At 73.7% G+C, this 18,272-nt stretch carries 20 protein-coding genes; 14 read left to right on the forward strand and 6 right to left on the reverse strand.

Features of this window, described 5'->3' with window-relative positions:
• Complete coding sequence (locus I8N68_RS19200; RefSeq protein ID WP_200211830.1) at nt 1-846, reverse strand: helix-turn-helix domain-containing protein; 846 nt, start codon at nt 844-846, stop codon at nt 1-3.
• 296 nt (nt 847-1,142) lie between these two features.
• Between I8N68_RS19200 and I8N68_RS19205 the strand changes: the two genes are divergently transcribed.
• On the forward strand, nt 1,143-1,373 hold the full coding sequence (locus I8N68_RS19205) for a hypothetical protein (protein WP_200211832.1): 231 nt from the start codon (nt 1,143-1,145) through the stop codon (nt 1,371-1,373).
• A gap of 22 nt (nt 1,374-1,395) precedes the next feature.
• Here the strand turns inward: I8N68_RS19205 and I8N68_RS19210 are convergent, their stop codons facing one another.
• The gene (locus I8N68_RS19210) at nt 1,396-2,649 is read right to left on the reverse strand and encodes an ATP-binding protein (RefSeq protein WP_200211834.1); all 1,254 of its coding nucleotides are present in this window, start codon (nt 2,647-2,649) and stop codon (nt 1,396-1,398) included.
• A gap of 209 nt (nt 2,650-2,858) precedes the next feature.
• On the opposite strand from I8N68_RS19210, the gene I8N68_RS19215 reads away from it, so the two are divergent.
• The gene (locus I8N68_RS19215) at nt 2,859-3,962 is read left to right on the forward strand and encodes a D-alanine--D-alanine ligase family protein (RefSeq protein ID WP_200211836.1); all 1,104 of its coding nucleotides are present in this window, start codon (nt 2,859-2,861) and stop codon (nt 3,960-3,962) included.
• Between the two features lie 112 nt (nt 3,963-4,074).
• Here the strand turns inward: I8N68_RS19215 and I8N68_RS19220 are convergent, their stop codons facing one another.
• Both I8N68_RS19220 and I8N68_RS19225 read right to left on the reverse strand, forming a co-directional pair.
• Complete coding sequence (locus I8N68_RS19220) at nt 4,075-4,692, reverse strand: DUF3515 family protein (RefSeq protein WP_307812885.1); 618 nt, start codon at nt 4,690-4,692, stop codon at nt 4,075-4,077.
• Nucleotides 4,693-4,701: 9 nt separating this feature from the next.
• On the reverse strand, nt 4,702-4,935 hold the full coding sequence (locus I8N68_RS19225) for an Lrp/AsnC ligand binding domain-containing protein (protein WP_132184827.1): 234 nt from the start codon (nt 4,933-4,935) through the stop codon (nt 4,702-4,704).
• Nucleotides 4,936-5,111: 176 nt separating this feature from the next.
• Here I8N68_RS19225 and I8N68_RS19230 point away from each other — a divergent pair, with 176 nt between their 5' ends.
• Together I8N68_RS19230 and I8N68_RS19235 are read left to right on the forward strand one after the other, a co-directional pair.
• Nucleotides 5,112-6,059 (forward strand): thiamine-phosphate kinase, encoded by a 948-nt coding sequence (locus I8N68_RS19230; protein WP_200211840.1) that lies wholly within the window; start codon nt 5,112-5,114, stop codon nt 6,057-6,059.
• Nucleotides 6,060-6,121: 62 nt separating this feature from the next.
• On the forward strand, nt 6,122-6,589 hold the full coding sequence (locus tag I8N68_RS19235; RefSeq protein WP_200211842.1) for a GNAT family N-acetyltransferase: 468 nt from the start codon (nt 6,122-6,124) through the stop codon (nt 6,587-6,589).
• A 183-nt stretch (nt 6,590-6,772) separates the two neighbouring features.
• On the opposite strand, the gene rpmB is transcribed toward I8N68_RS19235, so the two are convergent.
• Nucleotides 6,773-6,964 (reverse strand): 50S ribosomal protein L28, encoded by a 192-nt coding sequence (rpmB, locus tag I8N68_RS19240; RefSeq protein ID WP_013284551.1) that lies wholly within the window; start codon nt 6,962-6,964, stop codon nt 6,773-6,775.
• Between the two features lie 226 nt (nt 6,965-7,190).
• Here rpmB and I8N68_RS19245 point away from each other — a divergent pair, with 226 nt between their 5' ends.
• Nucleotides 7,191-8,804 carry a DAK2 domain-containing protein gene (locus I8N68_RS19245; protein ID WP_200211844.1) on the forward strand — a complete coding sequence of 538 codons (1,614 nt, stop codon included), beginning with the start codon at nt 7,191-7,193 and terminating at the stop codon, nt 8,802-8,804.
• Nucleotides 8,801-11,002 (forward strand): ATP-dependent DNA helicase RecG, encoded by a 2,202-nt coding sequence (gene recG / locus I8N68_RS19250; protein WP_200211847.1) that lies wholly within the window; start codon nt 8,801-8,803, stop codon nt 11,000-11,002. The genes I8N68_RS19245 and recG overlap by 4 nt, the downstream gene beginning before the upstream one ends.
• Before the next feature lie 306 nt (nt 11,003-11,308).
• On the opposite strand, the gene I8N68_RS19255 is transcribed toward recG, so the two are convergent.
• Entirely contained in the window at nt 11,309-12,433 is a 1,125-nt protein-coding gene (locus tag I8N68_RS19255) for an LPXTG cell wall anchor domain-containing protein (protein ID WP_234040111.1), read from the reverse strand.
• 353 nt (nt 12,434-12,786) lie between these two features.
• On the opposite strand from I8N68_RS19255, the gene rsmD reads away from it, so the two are divergent.
• From rsmD to mutM, 8 genes are all read left to right on the forward strand, one after another.
• Entirely contained in the window at nt 12,787-13,350 is a 564-nt protein-coding gene (gene rsmD, locus I8N68_RS19260) for a 16S rRNA (guanine(966)-N(2))-methyltransferase RsmD (RefSeq protein ID WP_200211997.1), read from the forward strand.
• The gene (gene coaD / locus I8N68_RS19265) at nt 13,347-13,835 is read left to right on the forward strand and encodes a pantetheine-phosphate adenylyltransferase (protein ID WP_200211863.1); all 489 of its coding nucleotides are present in this window, start codon (nt 13,347-13,349) and stop codon (nt 13,833-13,835) included. Before rsmD ends, coaD begins: the two co-directional genes overlap by 4 nt.
• Before the next feature lie 146 nt (nt 13,836-13,981).
• Nucleotides 13,982-14,479 carry an SPFH domain-containing protein gene (locus tag I8N68_RS19270; RefSeq protein WP_091269033.1) on the forward strand — a complete coding sequence of 166 codons (498 nt, stop codon included), beginning with the start codon at nt 13,982-13,984 and terminating at the stop codon, nt 14,477-14,479.
• 109 nt (nt 14,480-14,588) lie between these two features.
• On the forward strand, nt 14,589-15,152 hold the full coding sequence (locus I8N68_RS19275) for a YceD family protein (protein WP_200211876.1): 564 nt from the start codon (nt 14,589-14,591) through the stop codon (nt 15,150-15,152).
• A gap of 5 nt (nt 15,153-15,157) precedes the next feature.
• A complete protein-coding gene (gene rpmF, locus I8N68_RS19280) occupies nt 15,158-15,331 on the forward strand; it encodes a 50S ribosomal protein L32 (RefSeq protein WP_088646032.1) in 174 nt (57 codons plus the stop codon).
• Between the two features lie 111 nt (nt 15,332-15,442).
• Nucleotides 15,443-16,414 carry a phosphate acyltransferase PlsX gene (locus I8N68_RS19285; protein WP_200211999.1) on the forward strand — a complete coding sequence of 324 codons (972 nt, stop codon included), beginning with the start codon at nt 15,443-15,445 and terminating at the stop codon, nt 16,412-16,414.
• On the forward strand, nt 16,411-17,196 hold the full coding sequence (gene rnc, locus I8N68_RS19290; protein ID WP_200211887.1) for a ribonuclease III: 786 nt from the start codon (nt 16,411-16,413) through the stop codon (nt 17,194-17,196). Before I8N68_RS19285 ends, rnc begins: the two co-directional genes overlap by 4 nt.
• Nucleotides 17,189-18,046 (forward strand): bifunctional DNA-formamidopyrimidine glycosylase/DNA-(apurinic or apyrimidinic site) lyase, encoded by an 858-nt coding sequence (gene mutM, locus I8N68_RS19295; RefSeq protein WP_200211889.1) that lies wholly within the window; start codon nt 17,189-17,191, stop codon nt 18,044-18,046. Before rnc ends, mutM begins: the two co-directional genes overlap by 8 nt.
• Nucleotides 18,047-18,272 lie beyond the last annotated feature (226 nt).

Below are 18,272 nucleotides of genomic sequence, written 5' to 3' on the forward strand. Positions count from 1 at the left end.
CTACCTTTCCTTCAGGAGTTGGACCAGCTGGTCCCGGCTGTCCGCCGGGCTCAGCGCCACGGTCCGGAGGTGTTCCATGATCTTGGTGCAGGTACGCAGGTCGCCCGGCCGGTCGAGGACCATCTGCCCGGCGACCGTCTCCACCGAGGCGATGATCGGGTCCTCGGGGTCGGCGAACTCCAGGATGTGCAGCGATCCCCGGGTGCCCCGGTGGTAGCCGGCCGACAGCGGGATCACCTGCACGGTGATGTTCGGCAGCTCGGCCATCTTCAGCAGGTGCCGTAGCTGGCCCGCCATGACCTCCCGGTCGCCCACCGGGCGCAGCAGCGCGCCCTCGTCGATGATCGCGTCGAGGATCGGCGGGGCGTCGGCGGTGAGCCGCTGCTGCCGGTCGAGCCGCAGGTGGACCCGCTGCTCCACCTGCTCGTCGCTGAGGGTGTGCGGGCCGCCGCGCATCACCCCGCGGATGTAGTCGGCGGTCTGCAGCAGGCCGGGGACCACCGAGGGCTCGAAGTTGGCGATCCCCGTCGCCTCCGCCTCCAGCGCGATGAAGTCGATGGTCCGGCGGTCCAGCAAGTACGAGTAGGAGACCCACCAGCCGGGCTTCCGGGCGTCCTTGGCGAGCTGCACCGCCGCGGCCACCTCGTCGGCGCCGACGCCGTAGAGGGTGAGCAGGGCGCGGACGGTGGCCGGGCTGACCAGCGTCTGCGCGTTCTCGTAGCGGGACAGGGTGCTCCGGGTGCTGTTGATCTCGTCGGCCGCGGCCTCGAGGGTCAGGCCGGCGGCCTCCCGGTGGGTACGCAGGGCGATGCCGAGCCGTCGGGCGCGGGCGGTCTTCGGGGCCATGCATCGATGGTCGCACATCAACGGGAGGTTGCGCGTGAGAGAACGCCGATGAGAGTTGCATTCACGGGTGTCCACCTGTCAATCTGTGACGGCGTCCTCACCGCCGGTTGTCGTGGCGACGGTGGTGGTGAGCGACCGGAGGGGAAGGGGCGCGCGGCGGTTGGGTCTTCACTCCCCCACGGCCCGATCGCCGCGTGCCCCCTCATCGATGACTGACCGGGAGGGACACGCATGACGCTGACCGGACGCCGCCCTCGGGTGCCCGGACCTGTCCGGCCGGCGCGGGGTGGTTCGCGGTGACCCGGTTCCTCGTGGTGCTCACCGACGTCCGGCCCCTTGAGGGGCTGGGCCGCAACGAGCGGACCAGCCCCGAACGACGCCGGCAGGTGGTCGGGGCGAACAGCCGGGAGGCCGCCGACCGGATCGCCGGCGCCTTCATGGCCCTGGGCATGGTGCGCGCCGGCCGGCAGCGGGTGAAGGTGATCGCGGTGGGCCGCCGTCCGCCCGTCCCGGAGAGCGTCGGCTGAGCCGTCGGGACAGGCCGAGCCGTCAGAGCAGCTTGCGGCGCTTCAGGTACGCCACCAGGTCGTCGTAGACGCCACCCTCGTTGGCGAACATCGCGACGTTGCGGGCGGTGGACAGCCAGGGCCGGGTCGACGGCCGGACCTCCTTCAGCGCCCGCTCCACGTCCCGCTGCTCGATCATGCGGACCTCCCCGGTGCGGACCGAGTCGGCCATCGCGAACTCGGCGGCCGTCTCGCAGAGGTGGGCCAGGTCGGCGCCGGAGAAGTCCTCGGTCCCGGCGACCACCTTGCGCAGGTCGATGTTGGCGATCGGCCGCTGCCGCAGGTGGTACTCCAGGATCGCGGCGCGGGCCTCGGCGTCCGGTGGCAGCACCAGCACCACCCGGTCCAGTCGCCCCGGCCGGCGCAGCGCCGGGTCCACGTCCCACGGGGTGTTCGTCGCGGCCAGCACGAAGACCCCCTCGTTGCTGCCCTCCATGCCGTCCAGCTCGGCCAGCAGCTGGTTGCCCAGCGTCCGCATCGAGCTCGACGAGACCTGCGAGCGCTTGTGGCCCAGGGCGTCGACCTCGTCGAGGAAGAGCACGCAGGGGGCGTTGCGCCGGGCCGCCTCGAACAGTTCGTGCAGGTTGCGCTCCGAGTTGCCCATCCACATGTCGAGCACGTCGACGATGGACAGCGAGAGGAACTTCGCGCCCATCTCGCCGGCCACCGCGCGGGCCAGGAAGGTCTTGCCGCAGCCGGGCGGGCCGTAGAGCATCAGCCCGCCGCGCAGGCTCTTGCCGTACATCCGGCGCAGCTCAGGGTTGCGCAGCGGGCCGAGGAAGGCCAGCTCCAACCGTTCCTTCACGGCCGTCATGCCACCCACGTCGGCGAGCCGGACCGTGGAGGTCTCCACGTCGTACACCCGGTCGGCCTCGCCGGCGACCGGCTCCGGCTCGTCGCCGGCCCGGGCGAAGCGCGGCGGCACGATGTCGGCCAGCTCCTGCTCGTACGCGGCCAACGGGTCGTCTCCCGGCCTTGGCGGCCCGGCGGGGGCCGCGGGCGGCGCCGGCGGCCCGGCAGGCGCCGCCGGCGCGGTCCCGCCCAGCGCCCGCTGCATCAGGGCCTGGGCCTGTTCGTTGCCCGGGTCCCGGGCCAGCGCCTGCCCGATCTGCGCGATCGCCTCCGCGCCCCGGCCGGAATCCAGCAGCAGCCCGGCCAGGTGCAGGCGCAGGTGCAGGTCCTCCGGGCGGGTGTCGAGGGCGGCCAGGAGGCTGTCGATGAGGGGATCGGCGCTCATAGGACGAGCAGCGTAGTGAGGGAGGGGCCGGCCCCGCTCACCCCTGGAGCGAAATTACTCCCCGTATAGGGCTCGCTGACCGCTTGCGCGGTGCGGGCCGACGTTGATGGGTATCGGCTTCGGGTTCTCGCCACGCACAGTAAGGTCAACCGGGTGAGCGCCACCGGCGAGCACGGCCAGCCGCAGTCGCGAGCGAAGAGGTGACCCGAGTGACCACCCCAGGCAAGACCCGTGTGGCGATCGTCTTCGGCGGCCGCAGCCCCGAGCACGGCATCTCCTGCGTCAGCGCCGGCAGCGTGCTGGGCGCCCTCGACCCCGACGAGTTCGAGGTGGTGCCGGTCGGCATCACCCGGCAGGGCCAGTGGGTGCTGACCAGCGGCGACCCGGGCCAGCTGTCGATCCAGGCGCGCAAGCTACCGGAGATCACCGCGGGTTCCGGCGCCGAGGTGGTGCTCCGTGCCGAGCCGACCTCCGGCGGCCTGATGGTGCTCGACCCGACCGAGGGCCCGCGGGCGCTCGCCGACGTGGACGTGGTCTTCCCGGTGCTGCACGGGGCGTACGGCGAGGACGGCACCATCCAGGGAATGCTGGAGATGGCCGACATCCCGTACGTCGGCGCGAACGTCTTCGCCTCCGCCGCCGCCATGGACAAGGAGTTCACCAAGAAGCTCTGCGCCGCCGAGGGCATCCCGGTCGGCCCGTACGTGGTCCTGCGCAACGGGATGACCCTGAGCGAGGCGGACAAGGAGCGGCTGGGGCTGCCGGTCTTCGTCAAGCCCTCCCGGGCCGGCTCGTCCTTCGGCATCACGAAGGTCGACGACTGGTCGCAGCTCGACGCCGCGGTCGCCACGGCCCGCGAGATCGACACCAAGGTGCTGGTCGAGGCCGCCGTCGTCGGCCGGGAGATCGAGTGCGGCGTGCTGGAGGGCGAGGCCGGCGGCGCGCCCGAGGCGTCCGTGCTGGCCGAGGTGCGGATGGTGGGCGACCACGGCTGGTACGACTTCGAGGCGAAGTACATCTACGCCGACGAGGTCTGCGAGTACGACGTCCCGGCCAACCTGCCCGAGCGGGTCACCCGGCAGGTTCAGGAGTACGCCACCCGCGCCTTCACCGCGCTGGACTGCTCCGGCCTGGCCCGGGTCGACTTCTTCGTCACCCCGGAGCTGGACGTCTACCTCAACGAGATCAACACGATGCCCGGCTTCACCCCGACGTCGATGTTCCCGCGGATGTGGGCGGCCAGCGGCCTGGAGTACCCGAAGCTGGTCAACCGCCTGATCCGTACCGCCCTGCACCGCAACGCCGGCCGCTGACCGGCGCGGTCGAGGGCTCGCCAGATCGGCGACGGCGCCGCCTCCCCGAGCCGGGGAGGCGGCGCCGTCGGAAAAGCTGGGCGGATGCCGCGGGGAGCCAGGGGCGCGCGGGTCAGGCGGTGCAGCCGGCGGGGGCGGACGTTGCCGACGGGACGGCGGAGACGATGGTGTCGGAGATCGGGCTGACCCACTGCAGGGGCTGCTCGTACTGCCGGGGCACCCGCACCCGGACCGGGGTCTCCCGGTCGACGGTGGTCAGCACGGTCGAGTCGGCCTCCTGGACGGCGTGCCAGCAGACCTTGTTGACCGACCACACCTCGTCCGTGGGGGCGACGATCGGCGGCGTGCCGCCGCAGGCGACAGTCAGCGCCGGGTCGCCGTACGCGGCGTTCTGCTCGGGACCGGCGGTCACCGGCCGCTGGGCCAGGTCGCGCACCCGGTCGGGCAGTTGCGACACCAGCGCCCGGCAGACCGTCGCGGGCCGCTCAGCGAGGGTCGGGGCGGGCAGCTCGACCGGTGCGGTGGACTGCGCCCGCGCGGCGGTCGCGGACGGGCGCGGCGCGGCGGCCGGCTCGTCCGGGGCGAGCTTCGCGAAGGTGAAGCCGGCCACCGCCAGGGTCACCGGCAGCGCGATCAGCGTGGCGACCAGCGCGGCACGTCGGGTGCCCCGGTCCGGGCGCGGCGACTCGTCCGCCGGGCGGGACTCCCCGGGAGCGGGGGAGACGGTGATCTCGTCCACTTACAGCCGCACCACCGAACACGTGAGGGTGCGGGTGATCCCCGGCACCAGCTGCACCTTGCTGACGATGAGTTTGCCGAGCTCGTCGACGGTGTTCGCCTCGGTGAGGACGACCACGTCGTACGGCCCGGTGACGGCGTCGACGCGCACCACGCCGGCAAGGTCCGCGATCAGACCGGCCACGTCACGCGCCCGACCGACCTCGGTCTGGATGAGGATGTACGCCTGTACCACGACTCGACCTCCGTCCGTCGCCGCCCTGGGGCGGCCCGAAGGGTGAAACTACCCTACGGAGCAGGCCTGATCCCTATCGGTCGTTGGTTGGACGCGGTGAGCGAGCACACGCGGCTGCCGGGCGGGGCGTGCCGTGGCGGGGTGACGAGCATGAATGAGCGCGGCGAGGGGACAAGATGACGGTCGCGGGTGTCGGGGAGTTCGGGCTGATCGATCGGGTCACCGCCCGGTTGACGTACGGGGAGAGCTGCCTGCTCGGCCCGGGTGACGATGCGGCGGTGGTGGCGGCGCCGGACCGGCGGGTGGTGGCCTCGACGGACGTGCTGGTGGAGGGGCGGCACTTCCGCCGCGACTGGTCCACCGCCCGGGACGTGGGGCACCGGGCGGCGGCGGCCAACCTGGCGGACATCGCGGCGATGGGTGCCACCCCGACCGCCCTGCTGGTCGCCCTCTGCATGCCGGCGGAGCTCGACCCCGGCTGGGCGGAGGAGCTGACCGACGGGCTCGGCGCGGAGGCGGCCCTGGTCGGCGCCAGCGTGGTGGGCGGCGACATGTCCGCCAGCCCGACGCTGACCATCGCGGTCACCGCGCTCGGCGACCTGGCCGGGCGGCCACCGGTGGTCCGCTCCGGGGCGCGGCCCGGCGACGTGGTGGCCCTGGCCGGGCGGACGGGCTGGGCGGCGGCCGGGTACACCGTGCTGTCCCGCGGCTTCCGGACGCCCCGGCTGCCGGTGGAGGCGTTCCGCCGGCCCGAGGTGCCCTACCCGGCCGGCCCGGAGGCCGCCGAACTCGGCGCCACCGCCATGATCGACGTGTCGGACGGGCTGCTGGCCGACCTGGGGCACGTGGCGAAGGCCAGCGGGGTCGCCGTGGACCTGCGCCGGGAGGCCTTCGAGGTGCCCCGGCAGATGCGGGACGCGGCGCAGGCGCTCGGCGTCGACCCGTACTCCTGGATCCTCGCCGGTGGCGACGACCACGCCCTGGCGGCGACCTTCCCGCCCGGGGTGGCGCTGCCGGAGCGGTGGCGGCCGGTCGGGCGGGTGACCGAGGGCGCGGGGGTGACCGTGGACGGCGCGGCCCACGTCGGGCCGGCCGGCTGGGACCACTTCCGCCGGGCGGAGTGATCTGCGACCGAACCGGGCCGGCGGGCCCGGAGCGGGGCCGGCGGCGGTCGTACCCTTCAGGCGTGAGTGAGATCGAGATCCGCGCGCAGCGCTTCGATGCGCCCGACTCGCAGGCGTTGATCCGGGCGGCGCTGGCCGACCTCGGCCAGCGGTACGGCGGCAGTGGCGACGAGACCCCGGTGGACGCGGCGGAGTTCGCGCCGCCGGCCGGCGCCTTCCTGGTGGCCTACCTCGGCGGCGAGCCGGTGGGCTGCGGGGGCTGGCGCAGCCACGGCGACGACGGGAAGACCGCGGAGCTGAAGCGGATGTACACCGCGCCGGTGGCCCGGGGCCGGGGGGTGGCCCGCGCGGTGCTGGCCGCGGTCGAGCGGTCGGCCCGGGAGCAGGGCCGTAAGCGGATCATCCTGGAGTGCGGCGACAAGCAGCCCGAGGCGATCGCCATGTACGTCTCGGCCGGTTACGAGCGGATCCCGAACTTCGGCTTCTACCAGGACGCCGCCGGCTGTCTTTCCTACGGCCGCACCCTCTGACCGGAGCGCACGCGCACCGCGGCCCTGGGGCCCGCCGCGAGGTCGGCGGAGCTGCTCCGGGAAGCCGCGCGACAGCCGCAGCGTCGCCGATCCGGCGTGGCAGGGGAGGTTCCGGACACGACGACACCGGCGGACCGCTCGGGTCCGCCGGTGTCGGCGAGATCTGGGTGGGTCGTTACCGCGTCAGGCGCGGGTGACCTTGCCGGCCTTGATGCACGAGGTGCAGACCTGCAACTTCTTGGTGGTGCCGCCACCGGCCGGGGTCCGCACCGACTGGATGTTCGGGTTCCAGCGGCGGTTGGTCCGCCGGTGCGAGTGGGACACGTTGTGGCCGAAGCCCGGTCCCTTGCCACAGACGTCGCACACGCTAGCCACGGGATACTCCTGGGATTGAAACGTTCATGAGGTCGCCGCCAGGCGCTGCCCGGGCAACCTGGCCAGGTTACCCGATGCTCCGCCGGTACGCCCAACCGGCCCGGTCGGCGGCGACTCGGGCCCGACCAGCGTACTCGGGTCGGGCGGGGTGGACGAGCGACGGCCGGGCGGGGGACACGCCGGCCGACACCGGCGCGTGTCGGTGCGCGCCAGTAGGCTTCTCGCCGTGCTGGACACCCTCGACGCCGCCGCGGTACGCCGCTGGTGCGCGAGCGGGCTGGCCGCCCTGCGCCGGCACCAGGGCGAGATCGACGAGCTGAACGTCTACCCGGTCCCGGACGGCGACACCGGCACCAACCTGGTGCTCACCCTCACCTCCGCGCAGCAGGCCCTCGCGATGGACCTCGGCACCCTGCCCGACGACGGCCACACCGCGCACGGGCACGCGCTTCGGCTGATGGCCCGGGGCGCGTTGCTCGGGGCCCGGGGCAACTCGGGGGTGATCCTGTCGCAGATCCTGCGCGGCTTCGCCGACGCGCTGGCCGCCGCGCCGGCGGTCCGGGGCCGCCAGCTCGCCGCCGGGCTGGCCGACGCCGCCACCGCCGCGTACGGCGCGGTGGCCCGCCCGGTGGAGGGCACCCTGCTCAGCGTGGTCGCCGCCGCCGCGCGCGCCGCCGAGCAGGCGGACAGCGACGACCTGCGGGCGGTGGCCCGGGCCGCGGCCGGCGGGGCGGCGCGGGCGCTGGCGCGGACTCCCGAGCAGCTGCCGGAGCTGGCCCGGGCCGGCGTGGTGGACGCCGGTGGGCGGGGGCTCTGCGTGCTGCTGGACGCGCTGGTCGAGGTGATCACCGGGGAGAGCCCGCAGCAGCCGGCGCCCGCACCGGCGGCGGTCCGTCCGCCCGCCACGGCCGTCCGGGAGACCGGCTCCCCGGCGTACGCGTACGAGGTGCAGTTCCTGCTGGACGCCCCGGCGGAGGCGGTGGCGCGGTTGCGCGCCGAGCTGGACGCGCTGGGCGACTCGCTGGTGGTCGTCGGCGACGGCGGTGCCACCTGGAACGTGCACGTGCACGTCAACGACGTGGGTGCGGCGATCGAGGCGGGCGTGGTGGCGGGCCGGCCGCACCGGATCTCGGTGACCCGCTTCGCCGACCAGGTGGCGCCGGCCCCGCCCCCGCTGATGCTGCGGCCGGACGGCCGGGCGGCCGTGGTGGTGGCGGCCGGCGCCGGCATCGCCGAGCTGTTCGGCGCCGAGGGCGCCACCGTGGTGCCGGGCAACCCGTCGACCGGCGAGCTGCTCGACGCGATCCGGGCCACCGGCGCCGCCCGGGTGGTGGTGCTGCCCAACGACCCCAACACCCAGTCGGTGGCGAGCGCCGCCGCCAAGGAGGCCCACCGACTCGGCGTCAAGGTCAGCGTGGTGCCCACCCGCTCCCCGGTGCAGGCGCTCGCCGCCCTCGCCGTCCGCGACCCGGGCCGTCGGTTCGAGGACGACGTGATCGCGATGGCCGAGGCGGCCGGCGCCTGCCGGTACGCCGAGGTCTGCCACGCCAGCAGGGAGGCGCTGACCGTGGCCGGGCCGTGCCGGCCGGGCGACGTGCTGGCGCTGGTGGAGGGGGAGGTGCACCTGATCGGGTCGGACCTGGTCGACACCTGCACCGCGGTGGTGGACCGGATGCTCGGCGGCGGCGGCGAGATGGTGACCCTGCTCTGTGGGGCGGACGCCCCGGTCGGGCTGGCCGACCTGGTGCGCGCGCACGTCGAGCGGGCCTGGCCGTTCGTCGAGGTGCAGGCGTACGACGGCGGGCAGCCGCACTATCCGTTGGTGGTGGGGGTCGAATGACGAGCGAGCCGTCCACGGTGGACACGCCGCTGAAGAAGCTGGTCGGGGAGAAGACCGCGAAGGCCCTGGCGAGCCACCTCGACCTGCACACCGCCGGGGACCTGATCTACCACTTCCCCCGCCGGTACGACGAGCGCGGCGAGCACACCGACATCCGCTCACTGGACGTGGGCGAGCAGGTGACCGTGCTGGCCCAGGTCCAGCGCACCGCGGTCCGGCCGATGCGGCAGCGGCGGGGCAACCTGCTGGAGGTGACCGTCGGGGACGGCTCCGGTGGGGTGCTCACCCTCACGTTCTTCGGCAATCAGGCCTGGCGGGAGCGGGAGCTGCGCCCCGGCCGGTGGGGGCTGTTCGCCGGCAAGGTCACCGAGTTCCGGGGCAAGCGGCAGCTCAACGGCCCGGAGTACGTCCTGCTCGGCGAGGGCGGCGACGGCGAGGCGGCGGCGAACGAGGAGGTCGAGGAGTTCGCCGGGGCGCTGATCCCGGTCTACCCGGCCGCCGCCGCGGTGCCCACCTGGGTGATCGCCCGCTGCGTACGGGTGGTGCTGGACACCTTCACCCCGCCGGAGGATCCGCTGCCGGCCACCGTCCGCGCCGCCCGCAACCTGGTCGGCATCGACACGGCGTTACGCGAGATCCACCGGCCCTCCAGCAAGGAGGAGCTGTACCGGGCCCGGCGGCGGCTCAAGTGGGACGAGGCGTTCGCGGTGCAGCTCACCCTGGTGCAGCGCAAGCACCGGGCGGCGGACTGGCCGGCGAAGTCCCGGCAGTCGCGGGCCGGCGGGCTGCTCGACGCGTTCGACGCCCGGCTGCCGTACGAGCTGACGCCGGGCCAGCGGACGGTGGGCGCGGAGATCGCCGCCGACCTGGCCACCGCGCACCCGATGCACCGGCTGCTGCAGGGCGAGGTCGGCTCGGGCAAGACGGTGGTGGCGCTGCGGGCCATGCTCCAGGTGGTCGACGCCGGTGGCCAGGCGGCGCTGCTCGCGCCGACCGAGGTGCTGGCCGCGCAGCACCACCGGGGCATGCTGGACCTGCTCGGCCCGCTCGCCCAAGCCGGCGAGCTGGGGGCCGCCGATGGGGCGACCCGGGTGGAGCTGGTCACCGGCTCGCTCGGCGCGGCGGCCCGGCGGCGCGCGCTGGCCGAGGTCGCCGAGGGCCGGGCCGGCATCGTGCTCGGCACCCACGCGCTGCTCTACGAGGGGGTCGACTTCGCCGACCTCGGCCTGGTGGTCGTCGACGAGCAGCACCGCTTCGGCGTGGAGCAGCGGGACGCGCTGCGCGCGAAGGCCGATCAGCCGCCGCACGTGCTGGTGATGACGGCCACGCCGATCCCGCGCACGGTCGCCATGACCGTCTACGGCGACCTGGAGATCTCCACCCTCTCCCAGCTTCCGCAGGGCCGGTCGCCGATCGCCTCGCACGTGGTGCCGGCCGCCGAGAAGCCGGCCTTCCTCGACCGGGCCTGGCGCCGGGTGCGCGAGGAGGTCGCCGCCGGCCACCAGGCGTACGTGGTCTGCCCGCGGATCGGCGAGGGGCCGGCGAGCGAGGAGGAGCCGCCGCGGGAGGACGACAACGGGCGGCGGCCGCCGCTCGCGGTCACCGAGGTCGCCCCGCTGCTGGCCGAGGGGCCGCTGCACGGGCTGCGGATCGGGGTGCTGCACGGCAAGCTCCCCGCCGACGAGAAGGACGCGGTGATGCGGTCCTTCGCCGCCGGCGACCTGGACGTGCTGGTCGCCACCACCGTGGTCGAGGTCGGCGTCGACGTGCCCAACGCCACCGTGATGATCGTGCTGGACGCGGACCGGTTCGGTGTCTCCCAGCTCCACCAGCTGCGGGGCCGGGTGGGCCGGGGGTCCGCGGCCGGGCTCTGCCTGCTGGTCACCGAGGCGATGGAGGGCTCGCCGGCCCGGGAACGGCTGGACGCGGTCGCTTCCACCACCGACGGCTTCAAGCTGGCCGAGCTGGATCTGGAGCAGCGCCGGGAGGGCGACGTGCTGGGGGCCACCCAGTCCGGTCGCCGTTCCCACCTGCGACTGCTGTCGCTGCTGCGGGACGCCGACCTGATCCGGGACGCCCGGGCCGAGGCGATCGCCCTGGTCGAGGAGGATCCGGAGCTGGACCGCCATCCCGCGCTGGCCGCGTCGGTCGCCGCCCTGGTCGACGAGGAACGCGCGGAGTACCTGGAGAAGGGCTGACCGCCCCGCGAGCGGGCGGCGGGCCGCGCAGCGTGCGTTGCGGCCGATGTGGGCGGTGCGCTCCCTGTGGAGCTGATGACGTCAACGATTCAGGGCGCACCGTCCACCCGGCTCGTTGCCGACATCAGCCTCGTAGCGGACGCGGACCGTACCTGGGTGCCGGGAACCGCCGCCGTGGTCGACGAGCTGAGCGCCGGCTCGGCGAGTGCGGTGGCCAGGTCGAATGCGGCGGGCGGCCGCATGGACGGGGACAGCGCGAGGGCGCGCCGACCGGCTGGTCGACGCGCCCCCGTCAGTTGCGGTGGATCAGGCGGTGAAGCGGACCCGACGACGTCGTGCCACTACGAAGAGCACCGCGCCAGCCGCCAGCAGCGCGGCCGCGCCACCGGCGATCAGGCCGGCCGGCGCACCGGTCTTCGGCAGGGCCGGCCCACCGGCGCCGCCGCCCGCGGGCGGCGCGCTCGGGCTGGGACTGGTGCACTTCGCCGGCTTCTCCCAGGCGATCGGCGAGGTGTCGTCCAGGCCGTCGGCCCTGGGAGTGACGGTCAGACCCTCGACGGCCTTGAACGTCGCGGTCCTGGTCTCGCCCGGCTTCACGACCAGCGTCTGCGCGTCGCCCTTGTTCGGGGCGAGCGTTACCGTGACGGTCTTGCCGTCCTTCGGGTTCTCGACCTGGAAGATCAGCGCATCGCAGGTCATCTTGATGCTGCCGGTCGGCTCACCCGGCGCGACGCAGTCCTTGGCCGCAGCGGGCTTGGCGTCGAAGACGGGCGCCTTCTGCCCGGCCTCGGTTACCGTGATCTTGGCGGCGTTGCGGGCCGGCACGCTGATCGTGGTGTCCTTGCCGGCCGCGACGGTCGCGGTCTTCGTGAAGCCGTCGGTGCCGGTGACGGTGAACGCGGCGTCCCTGGTGGCCTCGGCGCCGTTCTCCAGCTTCACCGCGACGTCGCCGTCGCAGTCCGCGGTCACCGTGGCCTTCGGGTTGGCGGCAGCCGGCGGCGGGGTCACCACCTTGTCGCAGCTCTCGCTGAACTTGATGGACGCGCTGCTGTCGTCCTTCTCGTTCCACTCGTTGTCCCACTGCGCCTTCACGGTCAGCGAGGCCTCGGTGGCGTCGCCCGAGAGGCGGGCCTTGCGGACCACGGGAGTCGACACCGGGTGCGGGTAGATACCGGGCTCGCTCACCGCGATGCCGTCGACGGTGAACGGGGTGGCGGTCCCGTTCACCACGCTGATGGCCTCGACCTTGGCGAACCGGTAGTTGTGCACGCCTTCGGGGGCGTAGCTGTTGACGGTCCAGGTCGTGACCCACTCGCCGGCGGCGGTGTCGCACTCTGCGGTGACCTTGACCACGCTGTGGTGCGCGCTGGCCGGGCTGGCCAGGGTCAGGGCGCCGGCGATGCCGATCAGGGCGCTTGCGGTCACCGCCATGACATGGCGGTACGGGGATTTGAGACGGTTCACGCCTTCTCCTGACGAGGGATGTCGGGGGTGGCCCCGGGAGGCGGAACGATCACCACCTGCCGTCCGGCGAGACCTGTTCCGGCGCCCTCCCGGCGCTGCGTGCCGGTTGCGGAGCGCGGCACGCCGGGCGACTTTATCGATGAGTCGTGAACCCGGAACGGTCCTGGGGCCAATTAACAATCATGTTGTCCATTTGAGATCGTTGATGGACTCTCTGTGTCGGACGGGTCACGACAACCGCCCGTCGCCGCCGGTCATCGTTCGGTGGTTCGCCCCGATCGACCGTCGCGTAGCGTCAGCACCATGTGCAGGAGCAGACGGTGACCCGGATCGTGGCCGGGGCGCTCGGCGGCCGACGCATCGCCGCGCCGCCCGGCGCCGGCACCCGGCCCACCTCCGACCGGGTCCGGGAGGCCTTGTTCAGCGCGGTGCAGGCCGAGGTGGACCTGGTCGGGTCCCGGTTCGCCGACCTCTACGCCGGCTCCGGCGCGGTCGGGCTGGAGGCGCTGTCCCGGGGCGCCGAGCACGTGCTGCTGGTCGAGTCCGACGCGCGGGCCGCCCGGGTGATCCGGGAGAACCTGGCCGCCCTGCGCGCCGCCCCGGCCGCCCGGCTGGTCACCGGCAAGGTGGCCACCGTGCTCGCGGCCGGCCCCGACGGTGACCCGTACGACGTGGTCTTCGCCGACCCGCCCTACGCCGTACCGGACGAGGAGATCACCGCGATGCTGGCCGCGCTGGTCGACGGCGGCTGGCTCGCCCCGGACGCCATGGTGGTGGTGGAGCGGTCCAGCCGCACCGGACCGGTCACCTGGGTGGAGGGCGTCACGGCCGACCGCAGTCGCCGTTACGGCGAGACCACCCTTTGGTACGGTCGCCGATCATGAGACGTGCGGTCTGTCCCGGCTCGTTCGATCCGGTCACCAACGGACACCTCGACATCATCGGCCGGGCCAGTCGGCTGTTCGACGAGGTGATCGTCGGCGTGCTGGTGAACCAGGCGAAGAGTGGTCTGTTCACCGTCGAGGAGCGGATCGACATGCTCCGCGAGGTGACGGCCTCGTACGACAACGTGCGAGTCGAGTCGTTCCGCGGGCTGCTGGTGGACTTCTGCCGCGCCCAGCGGGCAAGCGTGCTGATCAAGGGCCTGCGGGCGGTCAGCGACTTCGACTACGAGCTGCAGATGGCCCAGATGAACATCGGCCTGGCCGGGGTGGAGACGCTCTTCATGCCGACCAACCCGCTCTACTCGTTCCTCTCCTCCAGCCTGGTCAAGGACGTGGCGAAGTGGGGCGGGGACATCTCGTCACACGTGCCGGACGTGGTCGGCGAGCAGTTGCGCGCCCGGCTGACGCCGCGGCAGCCCGACTGACCGCCCCGCCTGCCCGGAATCGCGACGCGCCGGGCCGGGGCGGATGGGCCACCTGTCGCCCGCGCAGGACATGATTGGTGGAGCGGGAACCCGGCCGTAGCCCGCATCATGTAGGTCGGCCGAAGAACGACAGGAGTGAGGTACCGGTGGACCCGCTCGATCGCATCGACGAACTGATCGCCATGGTGGAGCAGGCCCGCTCCGTCCCGATGTCGCGGAACAACTGCATGGTCGACCGGGGTGAGATGATCGCCGCCCTCGACGAGCTGCGCGTCGAGCTCCCCGCCGACCTGCGCCGGGCCGCCGCGTTGCTCGAGGAGCGGGACAAGATCATGGAGGCCGGTAAGCGGGAGGCCGACCGGATCATCAGCGAGGGTGAGGCGGAACACGCCCGCCTGGTCTCGGTGAACGAGATCACGGTCTCCGCCGAGCACGAGGGCGCCCGGATCATCGCCGAGGCCCGCGCCGAGGCCCAGCGCCTTCGCGACGAGGTCGACGACTACGTCGACACCGCCCTGGCCAACTTCGAGCAGTTCCTCACCCGGGCGCTGGCCTCGATAGAGCGCGGCCGGGACAAGATGCACGCGCTGCGTGAGATCGGCACCTTCGCTGGGGACGAGGCGGATCGCCCGCTACCCTTTTGAGCGGCACTTCACCAGCCGACAGGCAGGACGGACGTCGCCCCCGGTTCGACGGTCCGGCGGTCGTCCAGGTAACCTTTTTTGTCGGCCTCTCACCGGCCGGAGTCTAACTATGCCCAAACACTCGCCTTCATCACTCAACCCCAGGTCGCCGCTGGTCCTCGACACGAGGGACCTGCCGCGTCGGCCCGGTGCGTTGCGTACGGTCAAGCGGGTCGTGCCGGCACCGGCGGACCTCGGCGTGGAGTTGATCAGCGTGCCGGAGGGCGCGGACCTCGACCTCGACCTGAGGTTGCAGTCGGTGTCCGAGGGCGTGCTCGTCTCCGGGACCATCAGTGGTCCCGTCAAGGGCGAGTGCGGCCGCTGCCTGCGCGAAATCAACGACTCGGTGGTCGTGAACGTCCAGGAGCTGTACGCGTACGAGAACAGCACCACGGACACCACGACCGACGAGGACGAGGTGGGCCGGATGCAGGACGATCTGATCGACCTGGAGCCGGCGCTGCGGGACGCGGTGGTGCTCACACTGCCGACCAACCCGCTCTGCCGGGAGGACTGCCCAGGGCTGTGCACCGAATGTGGGGTGCACTGGGACGATCTGCCGGCCGATCACAGCCATCAGCAGATCGACCCGCGCTGGGCGGGCCTGTCGCAACTGACCCGTAAAGAGGAGTAAGAACCGTGGCCGTCCCGAAGCGCAAGATGTCGCGCAGCAACACCCGGTCCCGCCGGGCGAACTGGAAGGCGGCCGTGGTCGCGACCGTGGCCTGCCCGCAGTGCAAGTCGCCGAAGCTGCCGCACGCCGCGTGCTCCGTCTGCGGCACGTACAACGGCCGCCAGGTTCTCGAGGTCTGACCTGGACGCCGAGTGACGCCCCCGACCGCGGGTCGGGCGGCGCGCGCGCCCTGGCACTCGCCCGGTGCCCCGGCTCCCGCCACCGCTGGCCGTTTCCTGGTCGGCGTTCCGGTGGAGCCGGGCACCGCGCGGATCGCCGTTGACCTCCTCGGCGGGGACGACGCTCCCGCCGTCGTGGTTGACGGCGCTCTGCGGGCCGTGCGCGCCGACCCAGACCTGCATCTGCTGCTCGTCGGTCCGACCGAGGTCGCCGGCGGGCTGATCGACGCCCTCGATCCGGCGCACCGCGCCCGGATCGAGGTCCGGCCGGTCCACACCGCCGTCGGCATGGCCGACCATCCCACCGCCGGCCGGGCGCACAGCACCGTCCGCGCCGCCGTCCACGCGGTACGCGAGGGGCTCGCCGACGCGCTCGTCTCCGCCGGTTCGACCGGCGCCACCGTCACCGCCGCCGCACTCGGCTTCGGGCGCTGGCCGCACGTCCGCCGGCCCGCCCTGGTGGCCACCCTGCCCGCGGTCGGCGGGCCGGTGGTCCTGCTGGACGTCGGCGGTTCCCTGGAGCCCGGCCCGGCCACCCTCGCCCGGCACGCCGTTCTCGGCGCGGCCTACGCCGCGGTGGCGCACGGCGTCGCCGAGCCCCGGATCGGCCTGCTCTCCGTGGGCACCGAGGCGGGCAAGGGCGACCGGCTGCGCCGGGCCACCGACCCGGTGCTGGCCGCCGTGCCGCTGCCGTGCGGCGCCCGCTACGTCGGCCTGGTCGAGGGGTACGACGTCGCCAGCGGCACGCGCGCCGACGTGGTGGTCACCGACGGCTTCACCGGTAACGTGCTGCTCAAGGCGATCGAGGGCGCGTACGCGATGGCCGGTGGTCCCCCCGCCAGCGGTGGCGCACCGCGGGCCGCCGCCCTGCTCGGCGTGGCCGGCACGGTCGTCGTCTGCCACGGCGCGGCCCGCCCCGACGACGTCGCCTCCGGCATCGCCCTCGCCGCCCACCTGTGGCGGCGCCGGGCCACCGACCTGATCTCCGGCCTGCTCGATGGCATTCCGCAGGATCCCGCACACGGTAACGAGGTAGTGCAATGACCAACGACAAGCGGCGTGCTCCGATCGGTCACCTGGAGGCGGCCTTCGGGGTGTCGCTCGACCCGGACCTGCTGGAGCGCGCGCTGACCCACCGCTCGTACGCGTACGAGAACGGCGGCCTGCCCACCAACGAGCGGCTGGAGTTCCTCGGCGACTCAGTGCTCGGGGTGGTGATCACCACGGCGCTCTTCCACAACCACCCGGACCTTCCGGAGGGGCAGCTGGCCAAGCTACGGGCCAGCGTGGTGAACATGCGCGCCCTCGCCGACGTGGCGCGGGGCCTCGGCCCGGCCGGGCTCGGCGCGTACCTGCTGCTCGGCAAGGGCGAGGAGAGCACCGGCGGCCGGGACAAGGCGAGCATCCTGGCGGACACCCTGGAGGCGCTGCTCGGCGCGATCTACCTCCAGTACGGCCTGGACACCGCGGCGCTCGTGATCCACCGGCTGTTCGACCCGCTGATGGCCGAGTCGGCCGGCCGGGGCGCGGCCCTGGACTGGAAGACCAGCCTCCAGGAGCTGACCGCCGCGCTCGGGCTGGGCGTCCCGGAGTACCGGATCGAGGGCACCGGCCCGGACCACCTGAAGACCTTCACCGCCTGGGTGGTGGTGGCCGGCAACCGGTACGGCGGCGCCGAGGGCCGGAGCAAGAAGGAGGCCGAGCAGCGGGCCGCCGAGTCGGCCTGGCGGATGCTCACCGAGCAGGCCGAGGCGGACCCGGCGGGCGACGCCCCGGCGGGTGACGCGGGCAGCGAGACCGCCGAGGCGGGCTCCCACCGTGCCTGAGCTGCCCGAGGTGGAGACGGTCCGGCAGGGGCTGGCCCAGTGGGTCACCGGCCGCCGGATCACCTCGGTGGAGGTACGCCACCCGCGCGCGGTACGCCGGCACGCCCCCGGCGGCGCGCACTTCGCCGACGTGCTGGCCGGCCGGACGGTGACCGACGTCCGGCGCCGGGGCAAGTACCTCTGGCTGCCGCTGGACAGCGGCGACGCGCTGATCGGCCACCTCGGGATGTCCGGCCAACTGCTGCTGCAACCCGTCGGGGCGGCCGACGAGCTGCACCTGCGGGTCCGGTTCCGGTTCGCCGACGACGGCCCCGAGCTGCGTTTCGTCGACCAGCGGACCTTCGGCGGGCTCTCGGTCAGCGAGGGCGGCGCCGAGCTGCCCGACGAGATCGCGCACATCGCCCGGGACCCGATGGACCCGGAGTTCTCCGACGCCGGGTTCGTGGCGGCGCTGCGCCGACGGCGTACCGAGGTGAAGCGGGCGCTGCTCGACCAGACCCTGATCTCCGGGGTGGGCAACATCTACGCCGACGAGGCGCTGTGGCGGGCGAAGCTGCACGGCGCGCGCCCCACGGACGCGCTGACCGGCCCGGCCGCGCTGCGCCTGCTCGGTCACGTCCGGGACGTGCTCGGCGAGGCGATCAAGCAGGGCGGCACCAGCTTCGACGAGCTCTACGTGGACGTCAACGGCGAGAGCGGCTACTTCGACCGGTCGCTGAACGCGTACGGCCGGGAGGGGGAGCCGTGCCGGCGGTGCGGAACGCCGATCCGGCGGGAGGCGTTCATGAACCGATCGTCGTACAGCTGCCCGCGCTGCCAGCCCCGTCCCCGGGGTGCCCTGAGGGGTTGACCCCGAGGCGGGCTCCGGGTTGCGCCGGTGTGCCTCGACCGGTGGTCCCGGCGCGCCCCCGGGTTCGTACCCGGAAAGGCCCTTTCTGTCCGGTTGGCCGACCCACCCCGACCCGGCCGGCCGGTGCTTGCCGGATCGGGGACGAGCCGGGGCGGTTCCCCGATGCCCCGGCCCGCCGTCCTGCCTAGCGTCAGCACCGTCGGTGCAGGACCGACGCGTGGAGGGG

This window comes from Micromonospora coerulea, from assembly GCF_016598485.1.
GTDB classification, from domain to species: domain Bacteria; phylum Actinomycetota; class Actinomycetes; order Mycobacteriales; family Micromonosporaceae; genus Micromonospora; species Micromonospora coerulea.

Excerpts from the sequence above, each read along its gene's own strand:
- I8N68_RS19200 (WP_200211830.1), bottom strand. The coding sequence starts at position 846 with ATGGCCCCGAAGACCGCCCGCGCCCGACGGCTCGGCATCGCCCTGCGT.
- I8N68_RS19210 (WP_200211834.1), bottom strand. The coding sequence starts at position 2,649 with ATGAGCGCCGATCCCCTCATCGACAGCCTCCTGGCCGCCCTCGACACC.
- I8N68_RS19230 (WP_200211840.1), top strand. The coding sequence starts at position 5,112 with ATGACGGTCGCGGGTGTCGGGGAGTTCGGGCTGATCGATCGGGTCACC.
- recG (WP_200211847.1), top strand. The coding sequence starts at position 8,801 with ATGACGAGCGAGCCGTCCACGGTGGACACGCCGCTGAAGAAGCTGGTC.
- I8N68_RS19255 (WP_234040111.1), bottom strand. The coding sequence starts at position 12,433 with ATGGCGGTGACCGCAAGCGCCCTGATCGGCATCGCCGGCGCCCTGACC.
- coaD (WP_200211863.1), top strand. The coding sequence starts at position 13,347 with ATGAGACGTGCGGTCTGTCCCGGCTCGTTCGATCCGGTCACCAACGGA.
- I8N68_RS19275 (WP_200211876.1), top strand. The coding sequence starts at position 14,589 with ATGCCCAAACACTCGCCTTCATCACTCAACCCCAGGTCGCCGCTGGTC.
- rnc (WP_200211887.1), top strand. The coding sequence starts at position 16,411 with ATGACCAACGACAAGCGGCGTGCTCCGATCGGTCACCTGGAGGCGGCC.